The sequence below is a fragment of the Microcoleus sp. PH2017_08_TRC_O_A genome (genome assembly GCF_020738665.1).
Taxonomy (GTDB): Bacteria; Cyanobacteriota; Cyanobacteriia; order Cyanobacteriales; family Microcoleaceae; genus Microcoleus.
Genome location: NZ_JAEQCE010000020.1, coordinates 40,001 through 66,712 on the forward strand (window position 1 = coordinate 40,001; position 26,712 = coordinate 66,712).

Sequence of the window (26,712 nt, forward strand, 5' to 3'; positions counted from 1 at the left end):
TTATTAGTTCCGTTGCTGTGTACTTGATTATTTTCATTTACTTCACCTTTTAAATCCAAAACTGATGTTACAGATCGACTTCCCGACCAGGCTACGTCAAATTGTTAAGTTATATATTATTGGAAGCGATCCTATAGGATAACCCTTTTTATCTTGCTAATAGGCTAGCACTAAAATGTCTAACCGACAACAAATGTCGCGAGTTCACCTGCGGCTGCGTTTCAGATAGCTTTCCGTGATTTAAGGACAGGAATATTAAAAAATATTAATTATCTCATTGGGAGTGAAACGTTAGCTTTCTAGCGCGATCGTACAGGAAGTAATGGCAAACAAAAATGAAGAAAACTTTATAATGTAACAGAATGTAAAGTTTATTGGCGCCTACCTAAGTATCGTTAATTATTGATTTGGGCGATTCAGCCAAGAGGGATAGCTGCGCCGCGCGTACTTAAAGTCGCAGGTGCATTCATTTAGTGCGATCGCTTGTCCAAATAGCTGCAAATCAAGTCAGCCATTTTTTGTTGCTCTTCCCGATTCAAGCCACCGCTTAAACATAGGCTATCTCCCACATTCATTAGCAAATGCACATCGTACCAGGTATAGCTGTCCATATGTTCTGTTTTGTGTACGTGAACTGTTTTTAATTCGACTTCAGAAATTTCACTGAGCGATTTTTCGGTCACTTCATTCACCCTTATCCCCCTTTTTTTAATAGTTAGGATACTTGCATTTTTATCAAAAATATAAGTTTCAACACTGAATAAATTATGGAACACAAAATATATTGCAGCGAAACCAATAACGACAAAGCTGCCCTGAAAAAGTATCGAGCCGAAATTTGCTAGCCGATTATCTTTTTCTATTACTAATTTACTGACAGAGGTTTGTATATATTTATTGAACAACTCTGCATCCTTAACAGTTTGGTACGGTAGATAAACATCTCCTTGGTTAGTTGCCAGAAATACATTCTGTTTGAAAGTTGAATTCCCATCGCTATCAGTAGTCTCTATTTTGTCAACTCTAGCCTCCTTGACTTGTTGGATGGACTCTAATTCCCCTTTAACTAATCCCATAAAACTTGATGTACTCATTTCGCAACTTACGATTTTTGGCTCAATTTTTGTGCACGAAAGTCTTTCCACTCCAGAAGAGGACATCGTGATAAATATCATTAACAAGGGTATTCCTGAAAATCCTGTAACCCATACAGTAGGAAATAGCAAACCAGACAAACTTAATCCATTTTTAAGCTTGAGAAGATGTTCGGTTTTTTCAATTATTTTCATCATCGGTATCCACTCCCGTTTAATTAATTGATAGTCTGCAAAATTTTCCAGATTGCTCTTGAAGTCTATGTATATATTCAGAGGGATCAACCATTGAGGTGGCTGCGAATCGAATCAGCCATTTTTTGTTGCTCTTTCTGATTTGAGCTACTGCCTAAAGATAGGCGATCGCCCTCATTCATTAGCAAACAAACCTCCCATAACATACTGTTTTCGCCGTATATTGTTTCTAATTTAACCTCCGAAATTTCGCTGAGCGATCGTTCGGCAACTTCCTTCACCCATATTCCTTTTTTCTTAAGAGTTAAGGTACTTGCATCTTTATCAAAAATGTAAGTTTCAACAATAAAATAACGCAATACACCAGAAAATACCCTAAAACCAATAACTAAAAACAAACTGGGAAAAAGCATTATTCCAAAACCAAATAACCGATTGTCTGTTTCTATCACCAACACTCCGGTCGAGGTTTGTATATATTTATTAAACGAATTTGCATCCTTGGCACTTTGATTTGTCAACAAAAACTCCCATTCCTTGCTTACCAAAAATACATTGTTCACAGTCATGGGTTTGCCATCACTATCGGTGGTCTTGCTTGTCTCAAATCTAGCTCCCTGAACTTGATCTATCGAGGTTACTTCGCCTTTATTTAATCCCATAAAAGTTGACCTACTGAGTTCGCAATTTGCGCTTTTTGGCTCAATCTTTTTGCAGGAAAGTCTTTCCACTCCAGTAGATGCCATAATCAAGAACATCATAAATAAAGGTATTCCTGAAAATCCCGTCACCCATATGGTAGGAGATATCGCACTATAAATCATTTCCCATAAATTATTAAGCATTAGAAGATGTTCGTTTTTTTTAATAACTTTCATGTTAGGTATAATCTCCAATGTAAGTGATTGACGGGGTTACAAAAATTACCAGACTAGGGACTAAGAACTTTCGTTATTATATGATTTCTATAGCAAAGCTCTTAACTACAATTATGCAACAGTTTTCTTTTCAGGTCAATTCATAAATGTCATTGATTAACTTCATAAAAGTCATAATTGTATTCTTGAAAATTCAGCCTAGAAACGGGTTTTTCTACGAAATTACGAAATATAGCCTTTCTCAGAAAGATGAGGTACTCATGGGCATTGGCCAAACAGGCCAAATAGGGCATTGGGCAAACAGGCCAAACAGGGTATACCTCACTTTTTTGATAAAGGCTATAGTAGCGAATACGTTAATTTTTATATTTTCCAGTACCTACTTCTACTCATAAATCTCGCAATAGAAGTATCCGGTAAAATTATTCACCCACCAACCCCGTTGTTCAACAGTCATTTTACCGAAAGTTTTATCAAAGCTATAGATTTAATTTTTCGCGCTTCCAAACATATGGTAATACCCCAGCCAGCACAAATATGCTCCCAAATATCCATGCACCCCGGCGATCGTCTTGACTGAGATTCAACGATTTGCGATCGGGATTTGCCACAAAATTATTAATTTTATTAGCAAAATTATTTTTATCCCCCCAAGAAGTAGTGTAGTAATCCGTAAACGGAATTCCTGCTGATTTGGTTAACAGTTCAACTCTGGTGCTACCCTTGGAACCTTTGGTAACTTTGCCTCCCACTAAATTATCCAGAGATATTTCTTGAGTATTTGAACCCAAAAAGCTCCATTCTGTGAGTTTACAATTGCCTTGTTTAGATTCTATGCGTTGGCAACTTAGAGTTGTATTTGTTGCATTAAAAGCCAGCCACAATCCAATGAGAATGAAGGGCAAGCTAGATAACAAGTCCAGCCAGATGTTAGATCTTGTAATTTTTAGTTCATTAAATGGCGTTCCCTTGAGTTTTTTCATGAGTTCATTTTTTTGATGACACAAAAGCTTGAATAGGTATTTTCTCTATTGTGTCCATTTTATCATGCACAAATTATTTGACAATGCCTCGGGTGCACTTGCTTGGCAAAGATATTGCTTCAGTGCTATGACTGCGATCGCACGTCGAGACATAGCTGCGGATTAAGTCAGCCATTTGGCATTGTTCTGTTACTGAATTGCTTCTCAAACAAATGCGATCGCACCCCAACATCAATAACTCAACATAGTAGCTATAATTTCCTTCGCCATCTCCTATTTCCTCTAATTCGACTGCACAAATATCGCGAATCGATCGTTCGGTAACATGATTAAGCGACAAACCCCGTCGTTTAACGGTCATTTTCCCCAAAGTTTTATCAAAGATATAAATTTCAGATATCGCGCCATCCAACAAACACAGGGAGAATAACAGAAATATACCTCCACCGATCCAGTTAGACGCCAAGATTATCTGCAATAATCCAATTATAATGAAGGGAGAAATTAAGACTAAACCGTCCCAGATGCTAGAGTTTTGAATTATTAGTTTAGTTGGTGTTTCCTTGAGAACTTTCATAAGCTTATCCTGTTATTTTTGAGAACGATCTAAATTACTGATTTCTCTGCTGTACGCAATTTGTTATGCACGGATTATTTAGTCCGGCGGCCGACGAGCGCCATCTTGGTATTGCCAACAGCCTTGACAGCATAAGCATCGCCCGGAAGCACCTGCAAAGCTCTGTTAAAATTGATTAAAGCCGTTTGATAGTCTCTTTGCGCGTAGCAGACATAGCCAAGTTTTATTAATTTTTTAAATTCATCTTTGTTACCGGGTACAGATGCTGCATCAAGTCGAGGAGATGGCTGAGTACCCGGAGATGATTCTTGAGTTGCTGGTGGGTGGGGAAACATCAGTTTGTTGAGTCTAAGTGCATCAATCTTGATAATCTGAACCTCGCTTTCCCATCATTCCCCAATAAGCCACACCGTAAAGTTGAGCAGCCTGCATTGCTTCCTCGTCATAGCCTTGAGCTTTGAACAAAGCCTCGGCCTGTTTGAGATAGCCCATTGCTTTTTCTTTATTTTTTGTTGCGTCTTGAACCATCAAAGCTAATCCTAATTTCATGTGAGCATCAGCATCATTAGGATCACTTTTAATTGCTGTTTTCCAGTGGGCAATTTCCTCTTCTATAGTGTCCCATTTGAGTTCGTTAGAGTTATCTGTGGGAAAGCCGTCAAGACCATAATTTCTAATATTCAAGAATGTCGCAATGACTTCGGCTGTTTTGTGCTTGCTTCCTAAACCAGTGCTGAAACTAGAAGTTAGAGGAACACGTCTCTTACCTGAGTTCAACACCAGACATACACGATAGGTATTGCTCTCACTGCTCGACATCTCCTGTATTTCCACGCCTGAAATATCTTGAAGCAGGTGTTTGATAAGTTTCGTTTTGGCAATCAGTGGTTTATGCCGCTTGATAGTCAGATGACCGAGACTTTTATCAAAGGCAATGGTTTCTATCTCGACAAATATCACCAATAGCAAACCAACGACAGCAAATAAATAAAGGAAAAAACTGCCAGAAGACAAACCTCCAAATACGCCTACTAATAAAAAACTTCCCCCAACAAATAGCTGCATCCAAAATGCGAACATTTCTACGAATTCTAGTTTGTCTGATGTATGTTTCATGATTTTGTGTTGAGTTAATGTTAAGTGAATGTTGATGTGGATTATTTGCTATTTGATTGGGCGATCGCCTTTTTGGTATCTTCAACACCCTTGAGGGCCTCAGCATCGCCGGGATTCGCTTGTGCAGCTCTGTTAAAATTGATTAAAGCTGTTTGATAATCTCCCTTTGCATAGGCTAATTTCCCAAGCTGCATCGATTGATTGAAGTCATATTGTTGACCGCCAACAGTACCAAAACTAGGCTCAGAAGCAGGAGATTGCTCTTGACTTGGTGATGCACCAGCGTTGAAATCAGAAGGAAAAGGAGAGGGTGATTGTTCGCTAGCTCCAGGCATGAACATACCAAGCATCGGCCCAACAGAACTTGCAAGATTTGAAACGAACTGGAAGCCTGCAAATAAATACATTGGCACTACAACAAGCTGCATGAAAAATGTCTTTCTGATTTTTGGATTGCTCCAATTCTTTATATAAAAAAATAATCCAGCAAATGGAACCAGCAAGTAAAGCACTCCCCAAAGATATTCTTCTCGAAAAGCTTGAGTTAATCCCCAGATATTACCAACAACACTTAAAACTAAACCTAGAGCAAAAAATAAGCCGATCGCAATTCCAGACATTTTCTATTTCTCCGCTTGATGTATAGTTGTTTTGCAAACTGTAAAGGTAAGGATTGAAACGCATTTTCAACCCGAAACTCTTTTGGCTGTTTGCTGTGTTAAAAATAGATTAGTGGTGAATCCAGTCCGATCGCGCACAGCGAATGTTAGGATTTTGGTTAGGAATTTGACTAGGAACTCGATCGCGACTGCCACAAATGACACCCTCAAACCTCGATCGACCCGAAGAACCGTTTGTACGGGCAATTTACGACTGGGACATCGAAAAGCTCTACAGCGACTTAGCCAATGCCAAACTAGAATTCGCCCCCCACACCCGAAGAGGGCTGACACCCGTGGAAAAAAGGCACTTGTGCGGCTTGCTGTGCGGTTACAGCCCCGCCGAGATGGCGGTACTTCTTAACAAACAAATCAAGGGTGTAGAGGTTGACTTATCCAAAACCTTGTACCGATACATAGAAATATTGACAAATCGACCCCGAAATGCGCTCAAAAATTGGAGGGATGCGATCGACTGGCTGGTAATAGCCGGGTATAAAAAACAACCAAAAACCTCATCCGGCGCAGTCTTAAAAGCCACTCTCCACCATTCAGACAGCATTCTCTCGGCTGCGATCAGTCCCGACGGACAATTACTAGCAACGGGATCTCACGACAGTACAGTGAAAGTTTGGAGTTTGCACAGCGGGGAACTGCTGCGGACTATTTGCGGACATTCAACCGCCGTGTTGCTAGTTGCTTTCAGCCCCGCTAGCAAAACGCTGCTGACGCGATCGCGCGCGGGTACAGTCAAACTGTGGAACCTGCAAAATGGAGAACAGATGAAGCGTTTAGCAGACGTACACCGCCACGAATCTGTCGCTGTGAGTCCCGACTGGCAAATTTTGGCGATCGGCACCACCTGTGGCACTGTCAAGCTGCAACACCTCAACAGCGGCCAACTGCTGCAAGTTTTGAAAGGCTATCAAGGAGATGACATAAGTGCGATCGCCCTGAGTCCCAACGGCAAAATGTTAATAGCCAGCGGGCTGAATGCAACCAGCGGTTTCTGTCGCGCTACCGTCACTTTGTGGGAATTACCGGGGGGAGAAGTGCGGCGAACATTTGGTAGCGAAAATTATGTAGCAATTACTCCAGACAGCCAAATTCTAGTCTGTCATTCCAACAAAACGATCGCCCTGTGGAATTTGGAAACAGGCGAATTATTGCATTCGGTGCAAACCGGAATTCGCATCACTTCCGCCGCCGCCATTAGCCCCGACGGGAAATATTTTGCTGTGGGCTGTTTTGACGGTACTGTTAGGCTTTGGAATTTGCGCGGCCAATTGCTGCACGCTTTGGAAGGACATTCGGGCCCGGTGTCGGCGGTGGCGATCGGGCAGTTGGGCGACACTCTGGTTAGCGGTAGCGATAATGGTACAGTTAAAGTTTGGCAGTTGCGAATTTAAGATCGTTGAGGTGAATGGTGATGATTAAATTATTATAGTATAATTGATTTAAGGTTTTTTAGAGGGGCCCAGACAATGAACGTTACCCTAAAACCCGAACAAGAAAATTACGTGCGATCGCAATTACAAGCTGGCAACTATGACAGCGTTCAAGAACTAATTAGCGAAGCATTACCACTGCTAGAAGAAAGAAATCGCGCATTGAAACAGCAGCGTCTGGCAGCACTCAGACAAAAAATTGCTAGCGGTACTGAGCAAATTGCTCAAGGAAAAGTGACGGTGAAGTAGTTTGGGAGCATCTCAGTTTTGCATTTACAGTGCTGTCCCCGCTCGCGTGCTTTTATACGCTTTGCTGTGCGGGGACAGCACTGTGAAGAAAAAATGCTTCTTGCAAAACTGAGATGCTCCCAGTAGTTTTTGCCAGATTGCAGGAAAAAATTCGCTTAATTTCTGAGTCTGGAGCCGGAATGAGTCGGCGATCTTTGCTAAACTAGATTCAGAGCTAATACAAAAACTATGATAACAGCACCTGCCGGATGGAAACCCCGCCACATCTCTGACAAATACAAAAAAACTCCGATTTCTCCCGAAGAGAAAGCAAAACAAAAAGCTGAAAGCCAAGTGCGGTGGCAGCGCTGTCGCCCGATTTTTGAACGAGTCCGCGACGAACTCATGGCGACTCACTACAATTGGTACGTTGTTATCGATCCTGATAGTGGCGAATATTTTGTTGAGAAAGATCAACTCGTCGCTTTTGGGAAGCTGTTAACAAATTCTCCCCAAAAACTAATGGTTGTTCGGCGCTTGAATGAGACCGGAGTTTGTGGCAGTATTTTATGATTCAAGGAAAGTTTGATGAAGAGACAAATCAACTATTTTTTGAAATAAGTTTGGTAGCGGCTGATGGGGAAGTCATATTTGCGGATGCGCTTCTAGATACGGGATTCAGCGGTTGGTTGGCGATAAACAGCCAAGATTTAGATTTTAATTGGCTGCTTGTAGATGATGAATACCCCATGAAGACTGCACGAGGAGAAGGTACTTTTAATATTTATATCGGCACTGTGCAAATTGACGGTCAAGAATTTAATATTCCTGTGGTAGCAGGAGATGAGATACCAGAAATTATCATCGGGATGGAATGGCTGAAAACTAAACGGTTAGTGGTAGATTTGGCGGCGGGAATCCTGACTTTGGGGTGAAGTTTTTGGCTCGTTACGGGATAGCTACCGTTCGTTTTAATATCAAGTCCGAATCGGAACGAGGCTACCGGATATGATATTAAACTAACGCCGATCGAGATTCCCGACAACTCCTGCGAAGTCGGGAATCTAAACCACCGCTTCTATGCAAATTTAAGCAACAAAAACTAACGTTCCCTTCTTTGTTTCCAAAGTATCGCCCATTTCTGTACCGTTGTGAAAAGCACCGAGAATGATCTCGCTAGTTTTGCCGATCGCGATCGCACCATTAGCATCAATCCCGATCGCACCAAAATCCCGTTTGCGATCGTCAGCTTCCGCAAAAGAACGCTCAAAAGCAGCTTTCAAACTCAAACCATCCGTTACCCGAATCACAATTCGCGCCGCCAAACACTCATCCATGATGTGCTCGCCGATACCAGTACAGCTAACCGCCGCATTGCCAGTCGCGTAATTTCCCGCAGGCATTGCGGAGTCGCTAACCCGCCCGATGCGCTCAAAACCCTTGCCGCCAGTTGATGTTCCAGCAGCCAAGCGTCCCTGAGTATCCAAAGCTACAACGCCGATCGTGCCAACACCCGCAGGTTCCGCGACCACATTAGCCATTGCTCTGTTAAAATTGCCTTGGCGTTCCTGCATCCACTCGTGCAACCGCAAATCCGTCATCGGATCGTAAATCGGTAAGTGAAGTTCTCGCAGCAATTCCGCCGCACCGTAATCAGATAATACGCGATCGTCCGAAGTCTGCAAAAATTGAGCAAGTTCGATCGGATTTTGAACCCGAGCCACATTAATTGTGCCGCTGAAACGCTGCGCCAAACCGTCCATCAGCGAAGCACTCATCCGAATTTGCCCGTCCGACTGTACCACAGAACCCGTACCCGCATTAAATCGCGGGTCATCTTCCAACAACCGACAGCCCTGCACTACTGCATCTACGGCACTTGCGCCATTTTTCAGCAGCGGATACACTGCCTCCAAAACATCGTAAAGCGACTTCCGCACCGCTTCAATTCCGCCCTTGCTTTGCAGACAACTACCGGCACCGCCGTGAATAACTAGCTTTGGTTGCACCTGTTGCGATGCCATACTTCTAACCGTGAAATTTTTCCTTTGCAATCTTAGCCTCAGTTTGGCAAATGGCAAGACATTCTTAATTTTCTGTGCTATTACGGCGGCGGCGACAGCGATCCGAGCAGTATTTCACCTCATCCCAGCAGTCGGCCCATTTTTTGCGCCAAGTAAAAGGTCGATCGCACACCGGACACATTTTAGTCGGTAAATCGGACTTCAATCGTTGCTTTGCCATGCTAATTTTGACAGTAGGTAAATTAACTATAGTCTTTCTTAATTATTTGAGGGAATGGGGAATCGGGAATCGGGAATCGGGAATCGGGAATCGGGAATCGGGAATCGGGAATGGTTACTGGTTACTGGTTACTTGTTACTTGTTAGTGATTTTTCTAATAGCCAATGCCCAATTACCAATTACCAATTACCAATTACCAATTACCAATTACCAATTACCAATTACCAATTACCAATTACCAATGCCCCATGCCAACATCCGAATCGTCTTAGTCGAACCCGCAGGGCCCTTAAATGTGGGTTCTGTAGCCCGCGTGATGAAAAATATGGGTTTGCACCAATTAATTTTGGTGAATCCCCAGTGCGATTATTTAGGGGAAGAAGCCCGGTTGATGGCTGTGCGCGCCGCCGACATACTAGAAACGGCGATAGTAGTTGAGAGTTTGCCGGCTGCTTTGGTAGGATGTGTCAGGGCGATCGCAACGACAGGAGATGATGGTCGATCGCACCCAATGCCACTAGAAGCACCCGCAGATGCTTTACCTTGGTTATTAGAAGCCCCCAGCGCCCTAATTTTTGGTCGAGAAGATTGTGGATTGACTAACGCCGAATTAAACCGCGCCCAGCGCTTGATTCGGATTCCCAGCAGCAATGCTTACACTTCCTTAAATCTCGCTCAAGCTGTAGCTATTTGCTGCTATGAATTGTATCGGGAAGAAGATTTCCGAAGGAAGAAGGAAGAAGGAAGAGGGAAGAAGGAAGAGGGAAGTTCGGCAACAGATTCTGTAACGGATGTAACGGATACAAGGAATCAGGAAGAGGGAATATTTTCCCAATCCCCCCCTCTCCCCCTCTCCCAATCCCCCCCTCTCCCAATCCCCCCCTCTCCCCCTCTCCCCAACAGTGCTCCGTTGGAACAGTTGGAGGGATACTACCAGCAACTAGAAGGGCTGCTGCTGAAAATTGGATATTTGCAGCCGCACACAGCAGCAAGTCGGATGGAAAAATTTCGGCGTTTGTACAACAGGGCTTATCCGACAGTGGATGAAGTCGCCATGCTGCGGGGCGCGATTCGTCAAACAGAATGGGGATTGAAAAGTTATCCGCGATCGCCAGTTTCTGATACTCTGGATGGGGCGTTGCCGGAAAATCCAACGGATAGCTAGGTGTCGTGGTATTAGAAACCGGGTTTCTTGCCGGGAAATTACCTTAAAGCGTAGGTTTTTAGTCAAGAAACCCGGTTTCTTGGGTGACAATTGGGTGCAGGGGTGCGTGTGGAGTAAATCTAAAATCTAAAATCTAAAATCTAAAATCTAAAATCGATTGGCTGTTAAGCTAAAAAATCTTAAACTTGAAATTTACAGTGCAGAAGGAGTAAGACGTGGCAGAGCGGTTTCCCAAACGATCGATATTATCAGTGATGTCCTCGATAGCCTCTGCCAACTCCGGCCCGCAGCCGCCTCAATCCGGCACAGCAAGCGAGTCTGGCAAATCAGGCCGCCGTCGCCCTCCCCAACAGCCAAACAGCAATTCCGAAATTCCCCCATCAGAAACTGCGACTTTCTCACCACAACCAAGCCGCAGCAAGAGAAGTAGAGCCAATTCTCCCGCACCTACCTCCGAAGAATTGAGCGCGCAGGACTTTTTGTCCAATCCCCAATCAGCAATTAATCCCAGAAAACCCAGAACCACCAAAACCACCAAAATTGGGGAGGCGAAAAGTCGCCAACCTCGCAAAAAAGGCCTCGCTGCTGTCGATATGTTCGCTTTTCCCGAACCAAATTCCCCTGTCAGCACTCGGGCCAGCAATCCCATCAGCGAACCCGAAACGACAACTCCTCCCCCAGCCCGTAAAAGTCGAGCCAGCGCACCACCAGAGAGCATTCCAGACCCGGTAACAGCCCCCAAGGTCAAAAAAGCCCCCGTGCCGAAACCGCGCCCGCAAGCGAATCAGAGACCGGGCAAACGCTCTGCAACTGGGAACGTGCCGCCGTTGGTATATGCTACTCGGTTGCTGATTTTGGGAGTTGGGATGGCGGTGATTTGCGGTACGCTGCTGTCAGTGGTGAATGCTGTGAGTCGATCGGGCGTAGCGACACAGGAAACCCCCGCAGGCCAGAAAAACCCAGCCGATAGCGCAGTTGCTGCACCAGCCACCCCAGAAGCATTGCAATTGAATCAAGAAATAGCAGCTTTGAAAACAGAAGTTCAGGTGATAGCAACGGAAAATGCCACTTTGACAGCGGGAATATTTCTAGTTGATTTAGATACAGGAAGCTATGTAAATTTTAACGGCGATGCTCCTTTTGCTTCAGCGAGCACGATAAAAGTGCCAATTTTAGTAGCTTTTTTCCAAGCAGTAGATGAAGGCAAAATCCAGTTAGATCAAGTGCTGACGCTGAAACCGGAACACATTGTCGGCGGTTCTGGGGATATGCAAGACGACGCACCGGGTGAAAAATATTCGGCTTTGGAAGTTGCGAAAAAGATGATTGTTGTCAGCGACAATACCGCGACAAATATGATGGTTGAGTTGCTGGGAGGTGCGGAGGTTTTAAATCAGCAATTTGCCAACTGGGGATTGAGGGCGACGGTGCTGCACAATAAGTTGCCAGATTTGGAGGGAACGAATACTAGCAGCCCGAAGGATTTGATAAATATTATAGCTCAAGTCGATCGCGGAAATTTGGTTTCTGTCAAATCGCGCGATCGTATTTTGCAAATCATGCGGCAAACTAAAAACGATTCTTTGCTACCGAGAGGCTTGGGCGAAGGAGCAGTGATTGCTCACAAAACCGGCAACATTAATACAATGCTAGCCGATGCGGGGATGGTAGATTTGCCAAACGGCAAGCGTTATTTAGTAGCGGTGATGGTGAAGCATCCGCCGGAAACCGAGAAGCCAGCTCAAACATTGATTCGGGATATTTCTAAGATGAGTTACCGCTATTTAAACGACGGGGAAACACCCGCCGAGTCCAAAGTGAAAATTAAAAATTAATTGATTCACCCTAAAATATGTTTAAGGAAAACCGGGCGAAGGTCATTCGCGTCTACACAAACAAAACCCGCCTCCGCGGGTTGAAGAAAATCGGGCGAATGGAATTCGCCGTCTTCTCTATTCCGGGCCAGTTAGCGCAAGTCCCGTAGAGTTTACAAACTATAAATGAGTTTGTATTATGAAACTAACCACCCGACTTGCTTGTTTGCTAGCACTCTCAACCTTAGCCGTGGGAGTCTCCCCCGCCTTCAGCAATCCCCTTCGCTCTTCTCAAAGTGAATTCACGGATATTACAGTTATTTCCAATAACATTGAACTGAATCGAGCGAAAAACCTAGCCCGTCAAGCAGCAGAGAATACTAACGGCGGTTTGGGCGAATATCGAGCCGAAGCATCAATGCACGGCGCATCAGCCGAATCGCCTTTTGTTGACAATGGTGATGGTACTTGGACATTTACTTTTCAAGGTTACAAACCCGGTTCGTCTGTCTATACGGTAGAGACAGTTGTGACTGTTTCCCAACATGGCAGAATCACAGTTAATTACAACGGACGCATTCGTAGCTCAAGCCGATTTTAGAAACACCAGGACTCTTCTAGGTATGTAGTTGCGCTTTAGCGCTCTTTCATCCTAATATAAGAAAGAGCGCTGAAGCGCAACTACGTACCTTTTTGATTTGAGGTATGTTGTTGCGCTTTAGCGCTCTTTCATCCTAATATAAGAAAGAGCGCTGAAGCGCAACAACGTACCTTTTTGATTTGAGGTATGTTGTTGCGCTTTAGCGCTCTTTTATCCTAATATAAGAAAGAGCGCTGAAGCGCAACTACGTACCTTTTTGATTTGAGGTATGTTGTTGCGCTTTAGCGCTCTTTCATCCTAATCTATGAAAGAGCGCTGAAGCGCAACTACGTACCTTTTTGATTTGAGATTTACAGAGATTCAAAAGTGGCGGTAAAACCCTCTAAAGTCAAGCATTCTTCCATAAAATCCTCTACATCATTGACATTTTCCAGTTTATATTCCATGATGCGTTCACCGTCGCCTTTCATCTTTTTGGAAGAAAGAGGCGTAGCCGGATATTTGTCAGCAATGACTTTGAAAGCTTTGGAATTGAGAGTCCAGCTTTCCGCAGAACATTTAATGATTAAAAGCCACATGATAAAATCCCTCCTTGGGTTTGGTTTATTAATAGAAAACTCGGCGGTTGAAACCGCGTCTATACAAACTTGCACGTGCCTCCGCAGGTTGAAGAATTGACGGTGAAAATTGCGTTATTTTCTTCAGTTATTTTCTTCAGTCCGCGGAGGCGGACTTTGCTTGTGTAGACGCGGTTTCAACCGCCGTCTTCTTTATCTTTCTGGCGGTTTCAACCGCCGTCTTCTTTATCTTTCTGGCGGTTTCAACCGCCGTCTTCTTTATCTACTCGATAGTGCCGACAAATCAAGAGATTCTGTTGTTTGGAAAAAAGCTAAAAGGCGATCGACTATTTGAGCAACACCACCCTTAACATTCGACTCAACATTCAAAGGCATCACCGGATCGTGCAGTGACAAGCGTAGCAGAAACCAGCCCGATTCGCTAGCTGACGTGCAGGAAACTCGCAAACCTTCGTAATTATTGGGTACAATTCCCCAGTCGGCTTGGGTTGAGACAAATTCTTGCAGTTTCTCAATTACCAAATTTCCCTGAGCTTTGAAATCATCCACACCAATTTTAATCCGAAACTCTGCACTTTCTTCAGGTTCTTGTAAATTCGCAATTAAATCCGGCAAAGATTGATTAGCTAATTTGGATTTAGCCAACTCAATCAATAATTTGCTCACCAAGTAAGCGCCATCATCCAGAAAGTAATTTTCCTTCAAAGCGCCATGTCCAGAAGTTTCAATCGCCAGCCACGATTCCTGTCCCGCTGCATTGAGGCGAATCGACTCGTCAATCACATTTTTGTAACCGCGTTTAAAGCGATGGTGAATTCCTTTTAAATCCTGTTCGATGAATTGCGTTAAACCATCGGATGTGATAGAATCCGTAACGACGGTAGAGCCTGGGTGCTCTTGTAGGACGATCGCCGAAATCAACGCGATTAACCGATTGCGATTCAGTTCCTTGCCAAATTGATCCACAGCCGCACTGCGATCGACATCCGTATCAAAAATAATCCCAAAATCAGCTTGATTGGCAATTACCGCTTGACAAATTGACTGCATTGCCTGTTTATCTTCGGGATTCGGCACGTGATTTGGGAATGTACCATCCGGTTCTAAAAATTGACTGCCGGTAGTGTCTGCACCTAAAGGCTTTAAGACTTTATCCACATAAAATCCGCCCGCACCATTCCCCGCATCCACAACAATTTTCAAGCCTGTCAGCGGCTGCTCAAAATTATCGGGATGATTGACTGATTCCCTAATCTTTTCGACAAATTGGTTGCCATAAACTGAGATAAAATCATGCTTGGTAATAGTACCGAAAACGGCAGCTTTTTTAAACTCATTGGTTTCGGCAAATGTTAAGATATCGGTAATATCTTTTTTTTGTAATCCACCCTTAGCGGTGAAAAACTTTAAGCCGTTGCGATTAAAAGGTAAATGGCTAGCAGTCAGCATAATCGCGCCGTCGCACTCAAAACCTGGAGTGATTGTACTCATAAACATGGCGGGAGTTGATGCCATTTCAAAATCATATACTGTACAACCAACTGAGGCGATACCATCCATGACTGCTTGCATTAAAGTTGGCCCGGATAGGCGACTGTCACGCCCGATCGCAATTATCAACTTTTCCGCAGGTTTATGGACTTTTCGCACCAACCAACTGACAAAGGATTGACCTAAAATTGTCGCAATTTCGGGAGTGAGGTTAACTTTTTCATCGGGAACCCCTTCGAGGGCGATACCGCGAATATCTGAGCCATTTTGCAGTTTTGTCCAGTTATAGTTTTGCATAATCATTGATGGTAAGTATAGCAGTTGACAGTTGACAGTTGACAGTTGACAGTGAATTTTTTGGATGGAGATTCAAACCCTACCCTCAAACAATCCATATTATAGGTGAGGGAGTTAAACCCGGTTTCGATCCAATTATCAATTGCCCATTGTTAAAAGCCTTGTCAAACTGTATCACTTTCTTGACTGTCTAGGATAGCGGCAAGATGTTTGCGGATTGTGGGTGAGCGAAATCCCAAAATGATATCTTTGTTACAGACACCACGCTGAATTAGCTCTTGATCGATGAAGATTTCGGTGCTATTTTGCTGAATCCAAACTTGGCCCTCGATGATATCTAAGTGCATGGCGCAACCATATATGCGATATTCATCGCGCCAACTATGATGTATCACCAAATAGCGATCGCGTGAATGGTCAAAAATTAACTGAGCTTGGGTGTCGTCTTTGGCGAAGTCTTCGAGAAATTGACAAACAATTTGGCGATACTCATTTATTCTATCCATTGTTCAATAGCCTCACTATTTGGATTATAAACAATTAACCGAACCTGATATCGCTGAATGACTGTTTTTGCTGGTTCAAAACGTAAAAAGGTTTGATAAGCATCTCTAGGTACTGCTAGATACAAAATACGCCCTGGTTCATCAGAAACTTCTATGGCAATTCGGTAGTTTAGAAATTGACCAAGAGCCGTGTGAAATGCTGAAATATTAGAGCCACTAATAAAGCTTTTTACTTCTACTGCGATTTGACTGCCTTCTTTTTCGGCTGCGATCGCTGATTCGGCAGCTAAGTCAATGTAGATATCAGCTATACCATAGCGCAGTTGATAAGGATCGTGGGTGATTTGCCAACCTTCTTTTTGAAGAGCGATTTTGACGGTGTTATGAAATATGTCTTTTGCCATAGTAATTAATGATTATCGTTGAGAAATTGTATAAACTCTTTGAAGTCTTGATTCAGTATTTTTGTATTTCCATTGGTGATAACTATGACGAATTTCTTCTAATGCCTTAAGTCTGGCTTGATAAGATTGAGTTTGCCAATAAGAAAAATCACTTTTTTGTTCTTTGAGGTTTATTTTACGACAAAGAATGGTCTTTTATTTGTATCCATTATGTAGATTTAAATTGATTAATTTGATAGATTTCTTGAGCATCTTCCAAGGAATATTCAATTTCATCATCTTCGTAGAAAAGTTGCGTTAATGAATAGTCTTGCCACTCGGTACTTTGCCACTCAGTATATTCGGATATTATATCAAATTCATTGGTATTAGAATTATTCATCTCTCTCTTTTCTGACTCTGTGTTCTCTGCGCTCTCTGCGGTTAAATCATTCCGATCCAAGCTTAAACGATATTAGCTGTTGATTTTTCCATAACTTATCTTGATATCTCATTATAGCAATATCTCTGAGGGTAAGACTTAGGCATTACGGTGACAGAGTTTTTCAATCCAACTCTGGGAATTTTAGCCCCATCACCGCTGAGATTAAGCTCTCAATCCTTAATCATGCTCAACGCTGTAAACTGCCGCTAAGCGGAACTCGCCTTTCGCGGGGACTTCGACAATATCCGTCGCCGCATTGGTCGTTTCTACGCAGATTAAGCGCTGATAATCGCTATCATCAAGGTCGGCCATGTTTTTAGAAATTGTCACCCAGGGATTCCACACAACGGCGGATTTACTGCCAGATGATTTAATCCGAATCCGACGATTGAGGGCGGTATCGTCTATGACGAATTCGTTGGTGACATCGAGATAAATTCGATCGACCTCACCGACAGCTACGACTGCACCTACTTGAGTTTTTTCGACTCCACCGTCAACTTTATCAAGATATTGGCTGTTTTCTAAACCCAACACCTGCACGCGGTTGATGTCTCCGACTAGGAAATAGGTGTGGAAGGCTTGGGTGAGGGGAAATGCTTTGTCGCCGAGATTGCGGGTGATTAATTCTACTGTGAGAGTGGTGCCGATCGTAATTGCGATCGCCAGTTCAAAAGCTTGGGGCCAAATTGCTCTAGTTTCCTCGGTATCCTTGAGGCCTAGGGTGACTTGGGTGGCGCCGTCAGGAGTTGTACCGGTGTTGACGACATTCCAGAGGCGATTGCGGACAAACCCGTGGGCTGGGCGGCCCAAGCCTTCGGGATCTGGGCCAAACCAAGGCCAACAGATGGGTACACCGCCTTTGATGGCTTTCCCTTCGGCGTAGTAGGCTTTGTCGCTGAGGAACATCAAATCTGCGGTTTCGGTGGCTGGTTGGAAGGAGAGCACTTGGCCGGAATACACAGATATCAAGGCTTTGGCTTGGCCGTTGTCGATGTGAATCATCGGGAAACCGCCGTTTCCGCTGGCGAAGGTGAGGTGGCCGGCGATGCTGTAGTCTGTGTTTAGTTGGTCAATACTCATGCTGGTGGCGGAGGTTAATTGCTTCCCAATTATCCGATATTATGGTTGCTGCGATTGTTTGTATTGTTGAGTTTGAGTGGAATGTGCGATCGGCTAATGTTGGTTGTATTCTGGTGTTGGGAGGACATTAAGAAGATTTGAGAGTTAACAAGGTTTGTTGAATTTTTATCCTGGTTTCAATTTCACTGTCTGAATTTTGAACGAATACCGCATTTTTGTATCTGGAGCGCCCAACTATGAAACTTAAGTTATCTTTATTTTATAAAACATTTTTAGTGGCTAATTTGCTACTAGGTTCGACAATAGCTTTCAGTACCAATACTCAAGCCCAGACGAGAAATTCTGGTGAAAATTATAGCTCTAAATGCAGTTTTTACGGACAGAATCAAACGCAGGCTCAAACAATAGGCTGTTCGATCAAGCAGAGTCCCAACCAAATTATAATTGACTGGAATGATGGATTAAAAACTATTCTAGTTGCCTCTAATGGTGGTTGGAAATCAATGCCTTCTGAAGCGAAAGCCGAAGTCAGATTTTATTCTGGGACTGGGCGAGTCGCTCACGTTGAAATTTTCTCTGGCCCAGGTAAGGGAATTATTGTTGTCAAGCCATAATCGCCTTCATTTAGTTAAGAAACCCGGTTTCTGGGAATTATGCAAAGATTAAGAAACCGGGTTTCTCAGAAAATTTAGGTTTGGTGGCGAGAGATTTCGGAAGAAACCCGGTTTCTGGGAATTATGCAAAGATTAATCAACTGGTTTCTGATATCAATTGCCAAAAATAATGCAAAATCTCCGATCGGGAATTTTGGTTTTTTTGCTGTTTTTGATTGTGTCAATCTTCACAGATAACGGTTTCAATCCCTATGTCAGGAAATAAGGGCTACAAGACTCCCACTGCTAACAGCGCCTCCGCTTCAACCTCATTCATCTCATCGAGTTTCAGCCAAACTTGGTGCATCAATTCATCCAACCCAACTCGACTCACAGCCGAAATCATCAACACCGGAGCACCGCTGATTTCCTGCAATCGCGCGATCGCATTTCCAATTTCCTCATCCTCAAGATCGATCGCATCTACCTTATTAAAAGCCAAAATCTGCGGCCGATCGGCCAAACCTCGCCCGTAAGCTTTCAATTCTTCTTGAATTGTGACGTAATCGGCGATCGGATCTTCATCAGTAATATCCACCAAATGCAGCAACAACCGAGTCCGTTCAATGTGCCGCAAAAACTCATAACCCAAACCCGCGCCCTCGTGAGCCCCGGCAATTAATCCTGGAATATCAGCAAAAACAGTACCGTCGCCGGTTGGTTTTTTGACTACGCCCAAATTCGGGATTAAAGTTGTAAACGGATAATCTGCAATCTTCGGACGCGCCGCCGACAAAGCAGAAATTAGCGTCGATTTGCCAGCATTCGGCAAACCAATAATTCCAACTTCAGCTAACAGCTTCAATTCCAAGCGCAAAAACTTGTGTTCTCCTTCTTTTCCCGGTAGCGCATAATCTGGAGCGCGGTTAGAATTTGTCAGAAAACACTTATTTCCTAAACCGCCTTTACCACCTTTGGCTACACAAAAAGTCTGTCCGGGCGTCACCAAATCTGCTAAAATTGCCTGAGTTTCCGCATCGTAAACTACTGTACCGCAGGGAACCTCGATCGTGCGATCGGCTCCTGAAGCACCAGTCATATTCTTCGGCGCGCCCTTCTTCCCGTTTTCGCCTTTAAAAATCCGGTTGTACTGGAAATCCAGCAGCGTTTGCAGGCTTTCCACCGCCACCATAAACACAGAACCGCCCCGCCCGCCGGTGCCGCCGCTTGGCCCGCCCGCCGGTATATACTTTTCTCTGCGAAAAGCTACCATACCGTCGCCGCCTTTGCCGGCTGCGACTTGAACATCTGCGCGATCGATAAATTGCATAATTTAATCAATAATTATTGGTCAATAGTCAGTAGTCAGTAGTCATTAGTCAGTAGTCATTAGTTATGATACCAGATCCAAGTAAAATGTTTATCTTTTGGTGTGAATTACACATCCTACTCCCGAGTAGGGAGTAGGATGTGTTTTACTTTTGTATGTAGTGCTGTCCCCGTTCTAGTGCTTATATAATCACGCGAGCAGGGACAGCACTCAAAGAAAAAATGCTTTTTACAAAACAGAAATTCACCATCCTACTCAACTAATTAGGAGTCATTGGTTCATAGCATACAGTCATTAATCGAAAATCTCACAAAATTGACCAATTACCAATTACCAATTCCCCATTCCCCATTCCCAATGCCCAATGCCCAATTCCCCTAACAATATGACGATACATCTTCCTTGCAATCATCTGCCAAATAGCAGAGAGCTCGAAAGCGCATCCCCACCAATTGTTCGTACAGCGGGTTAAGCTTGCACATCGGTGGAATGTGGACGATTTTGCGGCCGAATAATACGACATCTCGCTCAAACGGACACTGCGGTGGAATCATTTTGCAGACAAAACGTGCCACTCTCGGATCGTGAACTTCCCAGCCGTCAAGCCAGTCTTTCACGGGTGTCAGGACATTTTTCTGCTGAGGTTGAGGCCGCCCAGAAAGCGGTGTTGCTGCATAATCAACGGCTGTTTGGCTGCTTGGCCCTTGGGGCTGAGAGTTGCTGTCTTCGATCGTGTGTCGCAGAGATTCGATCGCCTCCACGTTATGACCCAAAGCTGTGCAAAACTTGTAAAGTACCTCGTCTTCGCTCAGAGAGTAAGTACCGTCTGCTAAGGCTACCATGACTGCTGTTCTCAAAAAATTCTCCCCGTTGGCGGTACCTGTCCCGAATACAGCAGCTAGTTCCTCTGCGGTAATCGGTTCAAAACCGGTCTCAAAAGATACCGGATTTAGTTCATCCTGAGTCAGGCTAGCAATCATTTTTTGCTCGTTTTCGTCAAAGTTGCCGTCAGCCCAAGCAATTGTCAGCAATCCCCGCAGCCAAGCGGCAATCTCTCCATCGGTGCAGTTAGATTTTGCGTTACTCATCAGCGTTTCCAGTTGGATGATATACCAGTCTAGTTGTTGGTTTGGAGCGGGATAACTATTCCCCTCTAAATAATTTTTACTGGTTTTTTGCTCGATCGATCTTTTTGTGAAAGGTTTGTGCCCGAAGATTGCTCCAAACGCTTGTAGTGGACGTGTTAAAAGCATATTTGTGTCTCAGGAGCTTCGCCAATTAGCGAGCTAATCTATGGTTTAATCCTCTTCCCCTAAAGCGTCGTCTATCTGGAGGAATAGGTTTTGTTGATTCATTGTTAAGTATAGTTGCACCGATTTTAGATAGCGTATCGAATTTTACGTAATTTCAACGCCAGATCGACCCAATTTATCGCAAGCAATCACAGGTTTGCCAAGATAGGATCTAATCAGCAACCGGGTTTCTCACCCACGGGCGATTTTACTTCGCTATGTTTACATTTTAATATATATATTTGTAAATTTTTGTGTGTCGGCTCCGTAACATTTGACAATAAGTCGGCTTTATGCTGTGAAAATAAAAAGACTTGATGGAACTATCAGCCTATCTCAAAGGTTTTGATTGCTGGGGCAGCTTATAAATCAGTCCAAGACGGAACAATCACAATAAAAAAAGGTACGTAGTTGCGCTTCAGCGCTCTCTTTGGTACGTAGTTGCGCTTCAGCGCTCCGAAGGTATGTAGTTGCGCTTCAGCGCTCCGGGTGGATCTAGGTTTTACAGAAGAAATACCATTAAATCAAGGTACGTTGTTGCAATGAAAGCGCTCTTTCCTAAGATTATAAAGAGCGCTGAAGCGCAACAACGTACCTCAGATCGAAAATAGTATTAGCTGCGACGGCACAAAATCCAGCGCAATTCCATGGGCGGCCGTCCATTTGCCATCGGGAAGACATCTCTACCTGTGGCCCAACTCGGGAACCAAGGCGTTGGCGGCCAGGCTTCTTTTGGCAGGTGGTGGCGTTCGTATTCCCACACCAATTCGTCGGATATTTGGACTAAGGGTAAGCCTTCCATGGCGGCGGCGAGCTCTTGGGGCGTGAATAAAGTAGACCAGGAAAGTTGTGCAACTTGTCGCACGAGGGCGTCTGGCTGGTAGTCGCCGACGGTTAAGAATGTGCTGAAGAGCAACACGCCTCCGGGACAGAGGAAATCGCACATTTTGGCAAGGAAAAGCCGTACTTGATCGATGTCTCGAAAATGTGAGATGACTTCGGCGGCAACTGCAAGTTGGTAGCGGGCTGGTTTCATCCGCATTAAGGGATCGAGCACGTCGCCTTCTGTTACTGTGACGGGAAGGTTTTCGGCCGTGGCGGCTGTTTGCAATTGTTCTGCAAAAGCTGGGGTTAGCTCGATCGCATCTACAGAATAGCCCAATCTCGCCAGCGGTAAGGTATTGCGCCCGGTACCGGCCCCCACGTCTAAGATGCGGATGCGATCGGGATTTCCCAATTTAGCAGCCGTTGCCATCAATTTTGCATCGGGATGGGAACCAAATAGAGGCGGTTCTCTGGTGTCAACCCAGCTTTTATATTGTTCTCCTACTGTTGAAGTAGTGACAATTACTTTGCAAGCTAAACCGGTTTGTGGCGGCTGCACTGATTCGTATTGCAGAATCATCATCGATGCTGTTGAAGTGCGGTAGCCCTGTTCTAATTTAGTCGCTAAAAGCTTTCTGAGTTCCTCTTTACGGTCTTCTGGGAGGGGTCTGTCGAGGGTGCTAAATAGCTTTTCGATTGACTTGAGATAGTGGTTTACCATTCCCGGTACGCAGGGGAAAACTAATTCTCCGCGTGCGGTGACGCGAGTGTTAATTTTGTAGAGGATGGCTTGCTGGAGAATGTCGGGATTGACTACCAGCGGCATTTGTTCGGTTTGGTCGATCGTGCTTTCGGCGCCCATAAGTTCCGGGAAGAAGTCAGTTGACTGTTGACAGTTGACAGTTGACAGTTGACAGTTGCCAGTTGTCAGTTGTTAGTTGTCAGTTGTTAGTAAAAAACAATAGTATCTTGTAGATACGATGTTTTTGCCCTTATCTACTTTGAGCTTTGTTTTGGATAAATCTTAAATCTCTCATCTCAAATCTACCAGGCCCAGAACCCGATTATGTCTGAAAATTCGAGTTAATATAGCGCTTCTTAAGTTAGTGCACTCAAGTGATTACTAATTACCAATTACCCATTACCAATTACCCATTACCCATTACCCATTACCTGACATACCTCACCGCCCTTGAAAAGGGCAATACCTCGATCGGCTGTAGCGCATTTAAAGTGTATTTTTCAGGACGAGGTGGAAAAAGCAAATCCTCTCGCCTTCTCCCCCTCTCTCGTTCTCCTGTTAGCCATCACAGGCAATTTATCTGGGTAGCAACTGAAAGCTAGGCTTAGTTGCTGCCGGTAAAAGTCACTTCAGGGAACTTTGACTGAGCTTCAGTCATCGGGCGCCGTCTGCCTTCTTCTTGCCAGTAGTTGATTACTTCTGTAGCTTGGTTGAGGACTTCGACGCGATCGTTGTCAGCAATCCAGTGTTTGGCTTCGAGTTCGTTTTTGAGTTCTTCCCACGCATCCTTGCGCGGCCAGAAAAAATAAGCTGTCAGCGGGCTAGTTCCTTTACCGACAACTTGGTCAACGGCGAGGGCAACATTCTCTTCTAGCCAGAGAACTTTTAAGATGAACTTGGACAAGCAAACCTCCAGGGTTCCGATCGAACTTATTAAAAATTTCTACAATCGCTAAGCGTAGCACATTCTGTTCAATAATGGCTCATCGGCGATTAAAAGTTTTGTCGAAGGGCTGGGTTTCCCGCTGCTTAGGGGCCCGAAACCAATAAAATTTGTCCACTCACTCGCCCCAGGTACAGGGATAATTAAGTTATGAGCAGATTTATTTTAGTTTTTGACATTGATGGTGTGGTGCGGGATGTGTCCGGTTCCTATCGAAGGGCGATCGCAGATGCGGTAGAACATTTCACGGCTGGTGCTTTTCGCCCGAATTCGATCGATATCGACTCTCTGAAGTCTGAGGGTGTGTGGAATAATGACTGGGAAGCGTCTTTGGAGTTAGTTTGCCGTTATTTTGATGGAATTGGGCGATCGCGAAATCAACTCGATTTCAAATATGACGAATTAGTCGCTTTTTTCCAAAGTCGCTATCGCGGGAATGACGATAAAAATTGGACTGGTTACATTTGTGACGAACCGCTGCTGTTAAATCCAGCTTACCTGGAAAATCTAACAATTGGAGGCGTTGCTTGGGGATTTTTTAGTGGCGCGATGCACGATGAAGCAGCTTATGTTTTGGAAGGGAAACTCGGCTTAAATTCCCCCGTGTTAGTCGCGATGGAAGATGCACCGGGAAAACCAGATCCGACTGGACTTTTCTCGACAATTGAACAGTTGGAAAATCGGCACGGTTTAGAAAGCAATTTGCCCGTGATTTACGCCGGAGATACGGTTGCCGATATTTACACCGTGGTGAAGGCGCGGGAATTGCAACCGAATCGGATTTGGCTGGGTGCAGGAATTTTGCCACCTCACGTTTTGGATGATTCTGCTCGCTGTGAAGCCTATGCTGCGGCGCTGAAAAAAGCTGGTGCTGCGGCGATTTTTAGGAATATCGAGGAGTTGAATGCTGCACGAATTGGAGAATTATACGGCGGTTGAAACCGCGTCGGTACATTGGAGAATTAGACGGCGGTTGAAACCGCGTCTACACAAACAATGTCTGCCTCCGCAGACTTAAGAAAGAGGGCGGTTGAAACCGCGTCTACACCAACGATGTCCGCTCAGACGGCGGTTGAAACCGCGTCTACACAAACGATGTCCGCCTCCGCGGACTCAAGAAAATAACATAATTTTAACCGTTTTATCTTCAACCTGCGGAGGCAGGTTTGGTTTGTGTAGACGCGGTTTCAACCGCCGTTTTATCTTCAACCCGCGTCGGCGGGTTTGGTTTGTGTAGACGCGGTTTCAACCGCCGTTTTATCTTCAACCTGCGTCGGCAGGTTTGGTTTATGTAGACGCGGTTTCAACCGCCGTATAATCTTCAACCCGCGTCGGCGGGTTTGGTTTGTGTAGACGCGGTTTCAACCGCCGTCTAATCAACCGCCGTCTAATGAACCGCCGTCTAATCTTATTTCAAGTTCAAGAATTTGTCTAAAGCGCTAACTACAACTGGCGGCCAGCGGCGGGTTTTTGCCACCCAATCGAGGTCTTTGTAGCGGGAATCGAGACCGACTGCGGCCACCCAATTGCTCTCAGCTTCACCGCGCTGTCCAGCCTCCCAAAGACAGGCGCTGAGGGCTGCTCTCATATCCGCAAATTGGGGATATCTGCGGACAATGTTTTTCATGTTGCGAATTGCTTCTTTGGTTTGCCCGTTTTGATAAAGTGCGAGGGCGTGATTGGCACGAGCAAAGGCGTATTCGGGCGCTAATTCAAAGGCTTTGCTGTAGTCTTTAATTGCTATTTCCCATTTGCCTAAACCTGCTTCGGCGTTACCTCGGTTGTTGTAGGCGGCTGGATCTTTGGGGTCTAATTCTAGCACGTGGTTGTAGTCGGCGATCGCTTCTTCCCAGCGTCCTAAACCTTCTAAGGCTGTGCCGCGATTTAGGTAGGGATCGGGAGCATTCGGAGCTAGTTCGATCGCCTTTTCGTAGTCAGCAATTGCTAATTGTAGTTTGTTTTGGCTGACTCTCGAATTGCCTCGGTTACTCCAAGCGGCGGCTTGTGAGGGAAATTTGTCAATAATTTCTGTCCACAAAGTTTCTGCGGCGGGAAATTTGCCTTCGTTTGTAGCCTCAAAAGCTTTCTGAACAAGTTCTCCTAATTCCTGCTGCTGAGGGGTGAGCTCTGTTGCTTGTAGTTGTGCGGCGGCGGGCGCGATATTTCCCAACCAAACTAACCCGGTTACAATTAATACTGTAAAAAATGTGAAAAGTGAGCGAATCATCTTTGGTGGCAGTTGAAACTTTACTAAGCTGTTGCGTATTTAAATTGAGTATTTGGGACGGGCTAGAAGCCCATCCCACAAGACTTTGATTTGTTTTTGACACAGAACAATTTAAATACAGAACAGCTTAAATATATTATTAACCTAAATTGCGGTCGTTGGTTAAATCTTATCAGTTAAAAGTAATTTTATGAAAAAACGCTTATTAATTTTGGGCGGAACGGGTGATGCTATTGAAGTAGCTGCCAGAGCTGCTCAAATTGCTGATATCGAGGTGATATCTTCGCTTGCAGGGCGGACTAAACAGCCTTTGACCCCAAAAACGGGTACGGTGCGGATTGGGGGGTTTGGTGGGGCGGCTGGGCTGGCTGAGTTTTTGCGTTGTAGCCCGATCGACTTTTTAATTGATGCGACTCATCCGTTTGCAGCGCAGATTTCAGCCAATGCTGCGGTGGCTGCGGCTGAGTGTCATGTCCCTCATTTGATGCTGGTGCGCCCTGCGTGGGAGGCCGTGGAGGGCGATCGCTGGATTGAAGTCGCCAGCCACTCGGAGGCTGCAAGGGCTTTGTCAGGGCATTCTCGGCGGGTGTTTCTCACCATTGGGAGGCAGGAATTGGCGGAGTTTGCGGGTTTGGAGGATGTTTGGTGTTTGATGCGGGCGATCGATCCTCCGGCACCAAATACTCTTGTTCCTCATGGTGAATTATTATTAGCAAGGGGGCCTTTTTCATTGGGAGACGAGCGGCAATTGCTCTTGGAATATCAGATTGATACAATTGTTAGCAAAAACAGCGGTGGTGCAGCGACATATCCAAAAATTATCGCCGCTAGGGAGTTGGGTATTCGTGTTGTAATGGTGCAGCGGACTCCGATTCCTAATGTTGAGCGGGTTGCTGATGTGTCGGGGGCGATTGATTGGCTAATTCAGCAGTTGAAGTGAAAATCACAACTTACGCACTCCGACTAAAGAAACCG

At 44.7% G+C, this 26,712-nt stretch carries 30 protein-coding genes; 10 read left to right on the plus strand and 20 right to left on the minus strand.

All coding sequences use genetic code 11. The features are described from left to right. Nucleotides 1–470 precede the first annotated feature (470 nt). From JGK22_RS08385 to JGK22_RS08415, 7 genes are all read right to left on the minus strand, one after another. The gene (locus JGK22_RS08385; RefSeq protein ID WP_293181351.1) at nt 471–1,292 is read right to left on the minus strand and encodes a hypothetical protein; all 822 of its coding nucleotides are present in this window, start codon (nt 1,290–1,292) and stop codon (nt 471–473) included. A gap of 83 nt (nt 1,293–1,375) precedes the next feature. Further along, complete coding sequence (locus JGK22_RS08390; RefSeq protein WP_293206497.1) at nt 1,376–2,167, minus strand: hypothetical protein; 792 nt, start codon at nt 2,165–2,167, stop codon at nt 1,376–1,378. Nucleotides 2,168–2,646: 479 nt separating this feature from the next. Continuing rightward, the gene (locus tag JGK22_RS08395) at nt 2,647–3,150 is read right to left on the minus strand and encodes a hypothetical protein (protein ID WP_293312681.1); all 504 of its coding nucleotides are present in this window, start codon (nt 3,148–3,150) and stop codon (nt 2,647–2,649) included. 73 nt (nt 3,151–3,223) lie between these two features. Beyond that, entirely contained in the window at nt 3,224–3,727 is a 504-nt protein-coding gene (locus JGK22_RS08400; RefSeq protein ID WP_293312683.1) for a hypothetical protein, read from the minus strand. A 74-nt stretch (nt 3,728–3,801) separates the two neighbouring features. Further along, nucleotides 3,802–4,062: a tetratricopeptide repeat protein gene (locus JGK22_RS08405; RefSeq protein WP_293181339.1), complete on the minus strand. Its 261-nt coding sequence runs from the start codon at nt 4,060–4,062 to the stop codon at nt 3,802–3,804. A gap of 22 nt (nt 4,063–4,084) precedes the next feature. Continuing rightward, nucleotides 4,085–4,843: a hypothetical protein gene (locus JGK22_RS08410; RefSeq protein ID WP_293312685.1), complete on the minus strand. Its 759-nt coding sequence runs from the start codon at nt 4,841–4,843 to the stop codon at nt 4,085–4,087. A 41-nt stretch (nt 4,844–4,884) separates the two neighbouring features. Continuing rightward, nucleotides 4,885–5,463 carry a hypothetical protein gene (locus tag JGK22_RS08415; protein ID WP_293181333.1) on the minus strand — a complete coding sequence of 193 codons (579 nt, stop codon included), beginning with the start codon at nt 5,461–5,463 and terminating at the stop codon, nt 4,885–4,887. Between the two features lie 197 nt (nt 5,464–5,660). On the opposite strand from JGK22_RS08415, the gene JGK22_RS08420 reads away from it, so the two are divergent. The 4 genes from JGK22_RS08420 to JGK22_RS08435 all read left to right on the plus strand — a co-directional run bounded on the left by JGK22_RS08420 (nt 5,661) and on the right by JGK22_RS08435 (nt 8,113). Further along, on the plus strand, nt 5,661–6,911 hold the full coding sequence (locus JGK22_RS08420) for a WD40 repeat domain-containing protein (protein WP_293197137.1): 1,251 nt from the start codon (nt 5,661–5,663) through the stop codon (nt 6,909–6,911). 75 nt (nt 6,912–6,986) lie between these two features. Continuing rightward, nucleotides 6,987–7,199, plus strand: a complete 213-nt coding sequence (locus JGK22_RS08425; protein ID WP_293191272.1) for a type II toxin-antitoxin system ParD family antitoxin — start codon at nt 6,987–6,989, stop codon at nt 7,197–7,199. A 228-nt stretch (nt 7,200–7,427) separates the two neighbouring features. Further along, complete coding sequence (locus tag JGK22_RS08430; protein WP_293191274.1) at nt 7,428–7,751, plus strand: hypothetical protein; 324 nt, start codon at nt 7,428–7,430, stop codon at nt 7,749–7,751. Next, on the plus strand, nt 7,748–8,113 hold the full coding sequence (locus JGK22_RS08435) for an aspartyl protease (RefSeq protein ID WP_293191276.1): 366 nt from the start codon (nt 7,748–7,750) through the stop codon (nt 8,111–8,113). The genes JGK22_RS08430 and JGK22_RS08435 overlap by 4 nt, the downstream gene beginning before the upstream one ends. A gap of 153 nt (nt 8,114–8,266) precedes the next feature. On the opposite strand, the gene JGK22_RS08440 is transcribed toward JGK22_RS08435, so the two are convergent. Both JGK22_RS08440 and JGK22_RS08445 read right to left on the minus strand, forming a co-directional pair. Then, nucleotides 8,267–9,202, minus strand: a complete 936-nt coding sequence (locus JGK22_RS08440) for an isoaspartyl peptidase/L-asparaginase (protein ID WP_293232661.1) — start codon at nt 9,200–9,202, stop codon at nt 8,267–8,269. Nucleotides 9,203–9,266: 64 nt separating this feature from the next. Continuing rightward, nucleotides 9,267–9,422: a DUF2256 domain-containing protein gene (locus JGK22_RS08445; RefSeq protein WP_265237541.1), complete on the minus strand. Its 156-nt coding sequence runs from the start codon at nt 9,420–9,422 to the stop codon at nt 9,267–9,269. A 241-nt stretch (nt 9,423–9,663) separates the two neighbouring features. On the opposite strand from JGK22_RS08445, the gene JGK22_RS08450 reads away from it, so the two are divergent. From JGK22_RS08450 to JGK22_RS08460, 3 genes are all read left to right on the plus strand, one after another. Then, on the plus strand, nt 9,664–10,587 hold the full coding sequence (locus tag JGK22_RS08450) for an RNA methyltransferase (protein ID WP_293312708.1): 924 nt from the start codon (nt 9,664–9,666) through the stop codon (nt 10,585–10,587). 254 nt (nt 10,588–10,841) lie between these two features. After that, complete coding sequence (locus JGK22_RS08455) at nt 10,842–12,422, plus strand: serine hydrolase (protein WP_293312687.1); 1,581 nt, start codon at nt 10,842–10,844, stop codon at nt 12,420–12,422. Nucleotides 12,423–12,600: 178 nt separating this feature from the next. Continuing rightward, entirely contained in the window at nt 12,601–13,002 is a 402-nt protein-coding gene (locus tag JGK22_RS08460; RefSeq protein ID WP_293312689.1) for a hypothetical protein, read from the plus strand. A gap of 350 nt (nt 13,003–13,352) precedes the next feature. Here the strand turns inward: JGK22_RS08460 and JGK22_RS08465 are convergent, their stop codons facing one another. The 6 genes from JGK22_RS08465 to JGK22_RS08490 form a co-directional block, all read right to left on the minus strand. Further along, nucleotides 13,353–13,580, minus strand: coding sequence for a hypothetical protein (locus tag JGK22_RS08465; protein WP_293181313.1), 228 nt, complete (start codon nt 13,578–13,580; stop codon nt 13,353–13,355). A gap of 258 nt (nt 13,581–13,838) precedes the next feature. Continuing rightward, nucleotides 13,839–15,368, minus strand: a complete 1,530-nt coding sequence (locus JGK22_RS08470; RefSeq protein ID WP_293312691.1) for a phosphomannomutase/phosphoglucomutase — start codon at nt 15,366–15,368, stop codon at nt 13,839–13,841. Between the two features lie 164 nt (nt 15,369–15,532). Continuing rightward, on the minus strand, nt 15,533–15,874 hold the full coding sequence (locus JGK22_RS08475; RefSeq protein ID WP_293181307.1) for a XisI protein: 342 nt from the start codon (nt 15,872–15,874) through the stop codon (nt 15,533–15,535). Beyond that, nucleotides 15,862–16,278: a XisH family protein gene (locus JGK22_RS08480; protein ID WP_293181304.1), complete on the minus strand. Its 417-nt coding sequence runs from the start codon at nt 16,276–16,278 to the stop codon at nt 15,862–15,864. Before JGK22_RS08480 ends, JGK22_RS08475 begins: the two co-directional genes overlap by 13 nt. Nucleotides 16,279–16,486: 208 nt before the next feature. After that, nucleotides 16,487–16,660 (minus strand): hypothetical protein, encoded by a 174-nt coding sequence (locus JGK22_RS08485; protein ID WP_293181301.1) that lies wholly within the window; start codon nt 16,658–16,660, stop codon nt 16,487–16,489. A 219-nt stretch (nt 16,661–16,879) separates the two neighbouring features. Next, on the minus strand, nt 16,880–17,785 hold the full coding sequence (locus JGK22_RS08490) for a D-hexose-6-phosphate mutarotase (protein WP_293225006.1): 906 nt from the start codon (nt 17,783–17,785) through the stop codon (nt 16,880–16,882). Between the two features lie 236 nt (nt 17,786–18,021). Between JGK22_RS08490 and JGK22_RS08495 the strand changes: the two genes are divergently transcribed. Next, a complete protein-coding gene (locus tag JGK22_RS08495; protein WP_293181295.1) occupies nt 18,022–18,399 on the plus strand; it encodes a hypothetical protein in 378 nt (125 codons plus the stop codon). A gap of 268 nt (nt 18,400–18,667) precedes the next feature. Here the strand turns inward: JGK22_RS08495 and obgE are convergent, their stop codons facing one another. From obgE to JGK22_RS08515, 4 genes are all read right to left on the minus strand, one after another. Continuing rightward, nucleotides 18,668–19,708 (minus strand): GTPase ObgE, encoded by a 1,041-nt coding sequence (gene obgE, locus JGK22_RS08500; RefSeq protein ID WP_293225010.1) that lies wholly within the window; start codon nt 19,706–19,708, stop codon nt 18,668–18,670. 377 nt (nt 19,709–20,085) lie between these two features. After that, on the minus strand, nt 20,086–20,961 hold the full coding sequence (locus JGK22_RS08505) for a Mo-dependent nitrogenase C-terminal domain-containing protein (protein WP_293204948.1): 876 nt from the start codon (nt 20,959–20,961) through the stop codon (nt 20,086–20,088). Between the two features lie 652 nt (nt 20,962–21,613). Next, nucleotides 21,614–22,687, minus strand: coding sequence for a class I SAM-dependent methyltransferase (locus tag JGK22_RS08510; protein WP_293181286.1), 1,074 nt, complete (start codon nt 22,685–22,687; stop codon nt 21,614–21,616). Between the two features lie 484 nt (nt 22,688–23,171). After that, nucleotides 23,172–23,483 carry a 30S ribosomal protein PSRP-3 gene (locus JGK22_RS08515; RefSeq protein ID WP_293181450.1) on the minus strand — a complete coding sequence of 104 codons (312 nt, stop codon included), beginning with the start codon at nt 23,481–23,483 and terminating at the stop codon, nt 23,172–23,174. Nucleotides 23,484–23,660: 177 nt separating this feature from the next. Between JGK22_RS08515 and JGK22_RS08520 the strand changes: the two genes are divergently transcribed. Next, nucleotides 23,661–24,449 carry a TIGR01548 family HAD-type hydrolase gene (locus tag JGK22_RS08520; RefSeq protein ID WP_293211253.1) on the plus strand — a complete coding sequence of 263 codons (789 nt, stop codon included), beginning with the start codon at nt 23,661–23,663 and terminating at the stop codon, nt 24,447–24,449. Between the two features lie 469 nt (nt 24,450–24,918). Here the strand turns inward: JGK22_RS08520 and JGK22_RS08525 are convergent, their stop codons facing one another. Beyond that, the gene (locus tag JGK22_RS08525) at nt 24,919–25,737 is read right to left on the minus strand and encodes a tetratricopeptide repeat protein (protein WP_293181280.1); all 819 of its coding nucleotides are present in this window, start codon (nt 25,735–25,737) and stop codon (nt 24,919–24,921) included. 190 nt (nt 25,738–25,927) lie between these two features. Here JGK22_RS08525 and JGK22_RS08530 point away from each other — a divergent pair, with 190 nt between their 5' ends. Next, nucleotides 25,928–26,677: a cobalt-precorrin-6A reductase gene (locus JGK22_RS08530; protein WP_293181277.1), complete on the plus strand. Its 750-nt coding sequence runs from the start codon at nt 25,928–25,930 to the stop codon at nt 26,675–26,677. Nucleotides 26,678–26,712: the final 35 nt, after the last annotated feature.

Coding starts and splice junctions, on each gene's coding strand:
- JGK22_RS08385 (WP_293181351.1), bottom strand. CDS start 1,292: ATGATGAAAATAATTGAAAAAACCGAACATCTTCTCAAGCTTAAAAAT.
- JGK22_RS08465 (WP_293181313.1), bottom strand. CDS start 13,580: ATGTGGCTTTTAATCATTAAATGTTCTGCGGAAAGCTGGACTCTCAAT.
- JGK22_RS08395 (WP_293312681.1), bottom strand. CDS start 3,150: ATGAAAAAACTCAAGGGAACGCCATTTAATGAACTAAAAATTACAAGA.
- JGK22_RS08400 (WP_293312683.1), bottom strand. CDS start 3,727: ATGAAAGTTCTCAAGGAAACACCAACTAAACTAATAATTCAAAACTCT.
- JGK22_RS08475 (WP_293181307.1), bottom strand. CDS start 15,874: ATGGATAGAATAAATGAGTATCGCCAAATTGTTTGTCAATTTCTCGAA.
- JGK22_RS08480 (WP_293181304.1), bottom strand. CDS start 16,278: ATGGCAAAAGACATATTTCATAACACCGTCAAAATCGCTCTTCAAAAA.
- JGK22_RS08445 (WP_265237541.1), bottom strand. CDS start 9,422: ATGGCAAAGCAACGATTGAAGTCCGATTTACCGACTAAAATGTGTCCG.
- JGK22_RS08505 (WP_293204948.1), bottom strand. CDS start 20,961: ATGCTTTTAACACGTCCACTACAAGCGTTTGGAGCAATCTTCGGGCAC.
- JGK22_RS08410 (WP_293312685.1), bottom strand. CDS start 4,843: ATGAAACATACATCAGACAAACTAGAATTCGTAGAAATGTTCGCATTT.
- JGK22_RS08390 (WP_293206497.1), bottom strand. CDS start 2,167: ATGAAAGTTATTAAAAAAAACGAACATCTTCTAATGCTTAATAATTTA.
- JGK22_RS08495 (WP_293181295.1), top strand. CDS start 18,022: ATGAAACTTAAGTTATCTTTATTTTATAAAACATTTTTAGTGGCTAAT.
- JGK22_RS08455 (WP_293312687.1), top strand. CDS start 10,842: ATGTCCTCGATAGCCTCTGCCAACTCCGGCCCGCAGCCGCCTCAATCC.
- JGK22_RS08510 (WP_293181286.1), bottom strand. CDS start 22,687: ATGGGCGCCGAAAGCACGATCGACCAAACCGAACAAATGCCGCTGGTA.
- JGK22_RS08520 (WP_293211253.1), top strand. CDS start 23,661: ATGAGCAGATTTATTTTAGTTTTTGACATTGATGGTGTGGTGCGGGAT.
- JGK22_RS08525 (WP_293181280.1), bottom strand. CDS start 25,737: ATGATTCGCTCACTTTTCACATTTTTTACAGTATTAATTGTAACCGGG.
- JGK22_RS08450 (WP_293312708.1), top strand. CDS start 9,664: ATGCCCCATGCCAACATCCGAATCGTCTTAGTCGAACCCGCAGGGCCC.
- JGK22_RS08490 (WP_293225006.1), bottom strand. CDS start 17,785: ATGAGTATTGACCAACTAAACACAGACTACAGCATCGCCGGCCACCTC.
- obgE (WP_293225010.1), bottom strand. CDS start 19,708: ATGCAATTTATCGATCGCGCAGATGTTCAAGTCGCAGCCGGCAAAGGC.
- JGK22_RS08405 (WP_293181339.1), bottom strand. CDS start 4,062: ATGTTTCCCCACCCACCAGCAACTCAAGAATCATCTCCGGGTACTCAG.
- JGK22_RS08440 (WP_293232661.1), bottom strand. CDS start 9,202: ATGGCATCGCAACAGGTGCAACCAAAGCTAGTTATTCACGGCGGTGCC.
- JGK22_RS08435 (WP_293191276.1), top strand. CDS start 7,748: ATGATTCAAGGAAAGTTTGATGAAGAGACAAATCAACTATTTTTTGAA.
- JGK22_RS08485 (WP_293181301.1), bottom strand. CDS start 16,660: ATGAATAATTCTAATACCAATGAATTTGATATAATATCCGAATATACT.
- JGK22_RS08460 (WP_293312689.1), top strand. CDS start 12,601: ATGAAACTAACCACCCGACTTGCTTGTTTGCTAGCACTCTCAACCTTA.
- JGK22_RS08415 (WP_293181333.1), bottom strand. CDS start 5,463: ATGTCTGGAATTGCGATCGGCTTATTTTTTGCTCTAGGTTTAGTTTTA.
- JGK22_RS08420 (WP_293197137.1), top strand. CDS start 5,661: ATGACACCCTCAAACCTCGATCGACCCGAAGAACCGTTTGTACGGGCA.
- JGK22_RS08470 (WP_293312691.1), bottom strand. CDS start 15,368: ATGCAAAACTATAACTGGACAAAACTGCAAAATGGCTCAGATATTCGC.
- JGK22_RS08425 (WP_293191272.1), top strand. CDS start 6,987: ATGAACGTTACCCTAAAACCCGAACAAGAAAATTACGTGCGATCGCAA.
- JGK22_RS08530 (WP_293181277.1), top strand. CDS start 25,928: ATGAAAAAACGCTTATTAATTTTGGGCGGAACGGGTGATGCTATTGAA.
- JGK22_RS08430 (WP_293191274.1), top strand. CDS start 7,428: ATGATAACAGCACCTGCCGGATGGAAACCCCGCCACATCTCTGACAAA.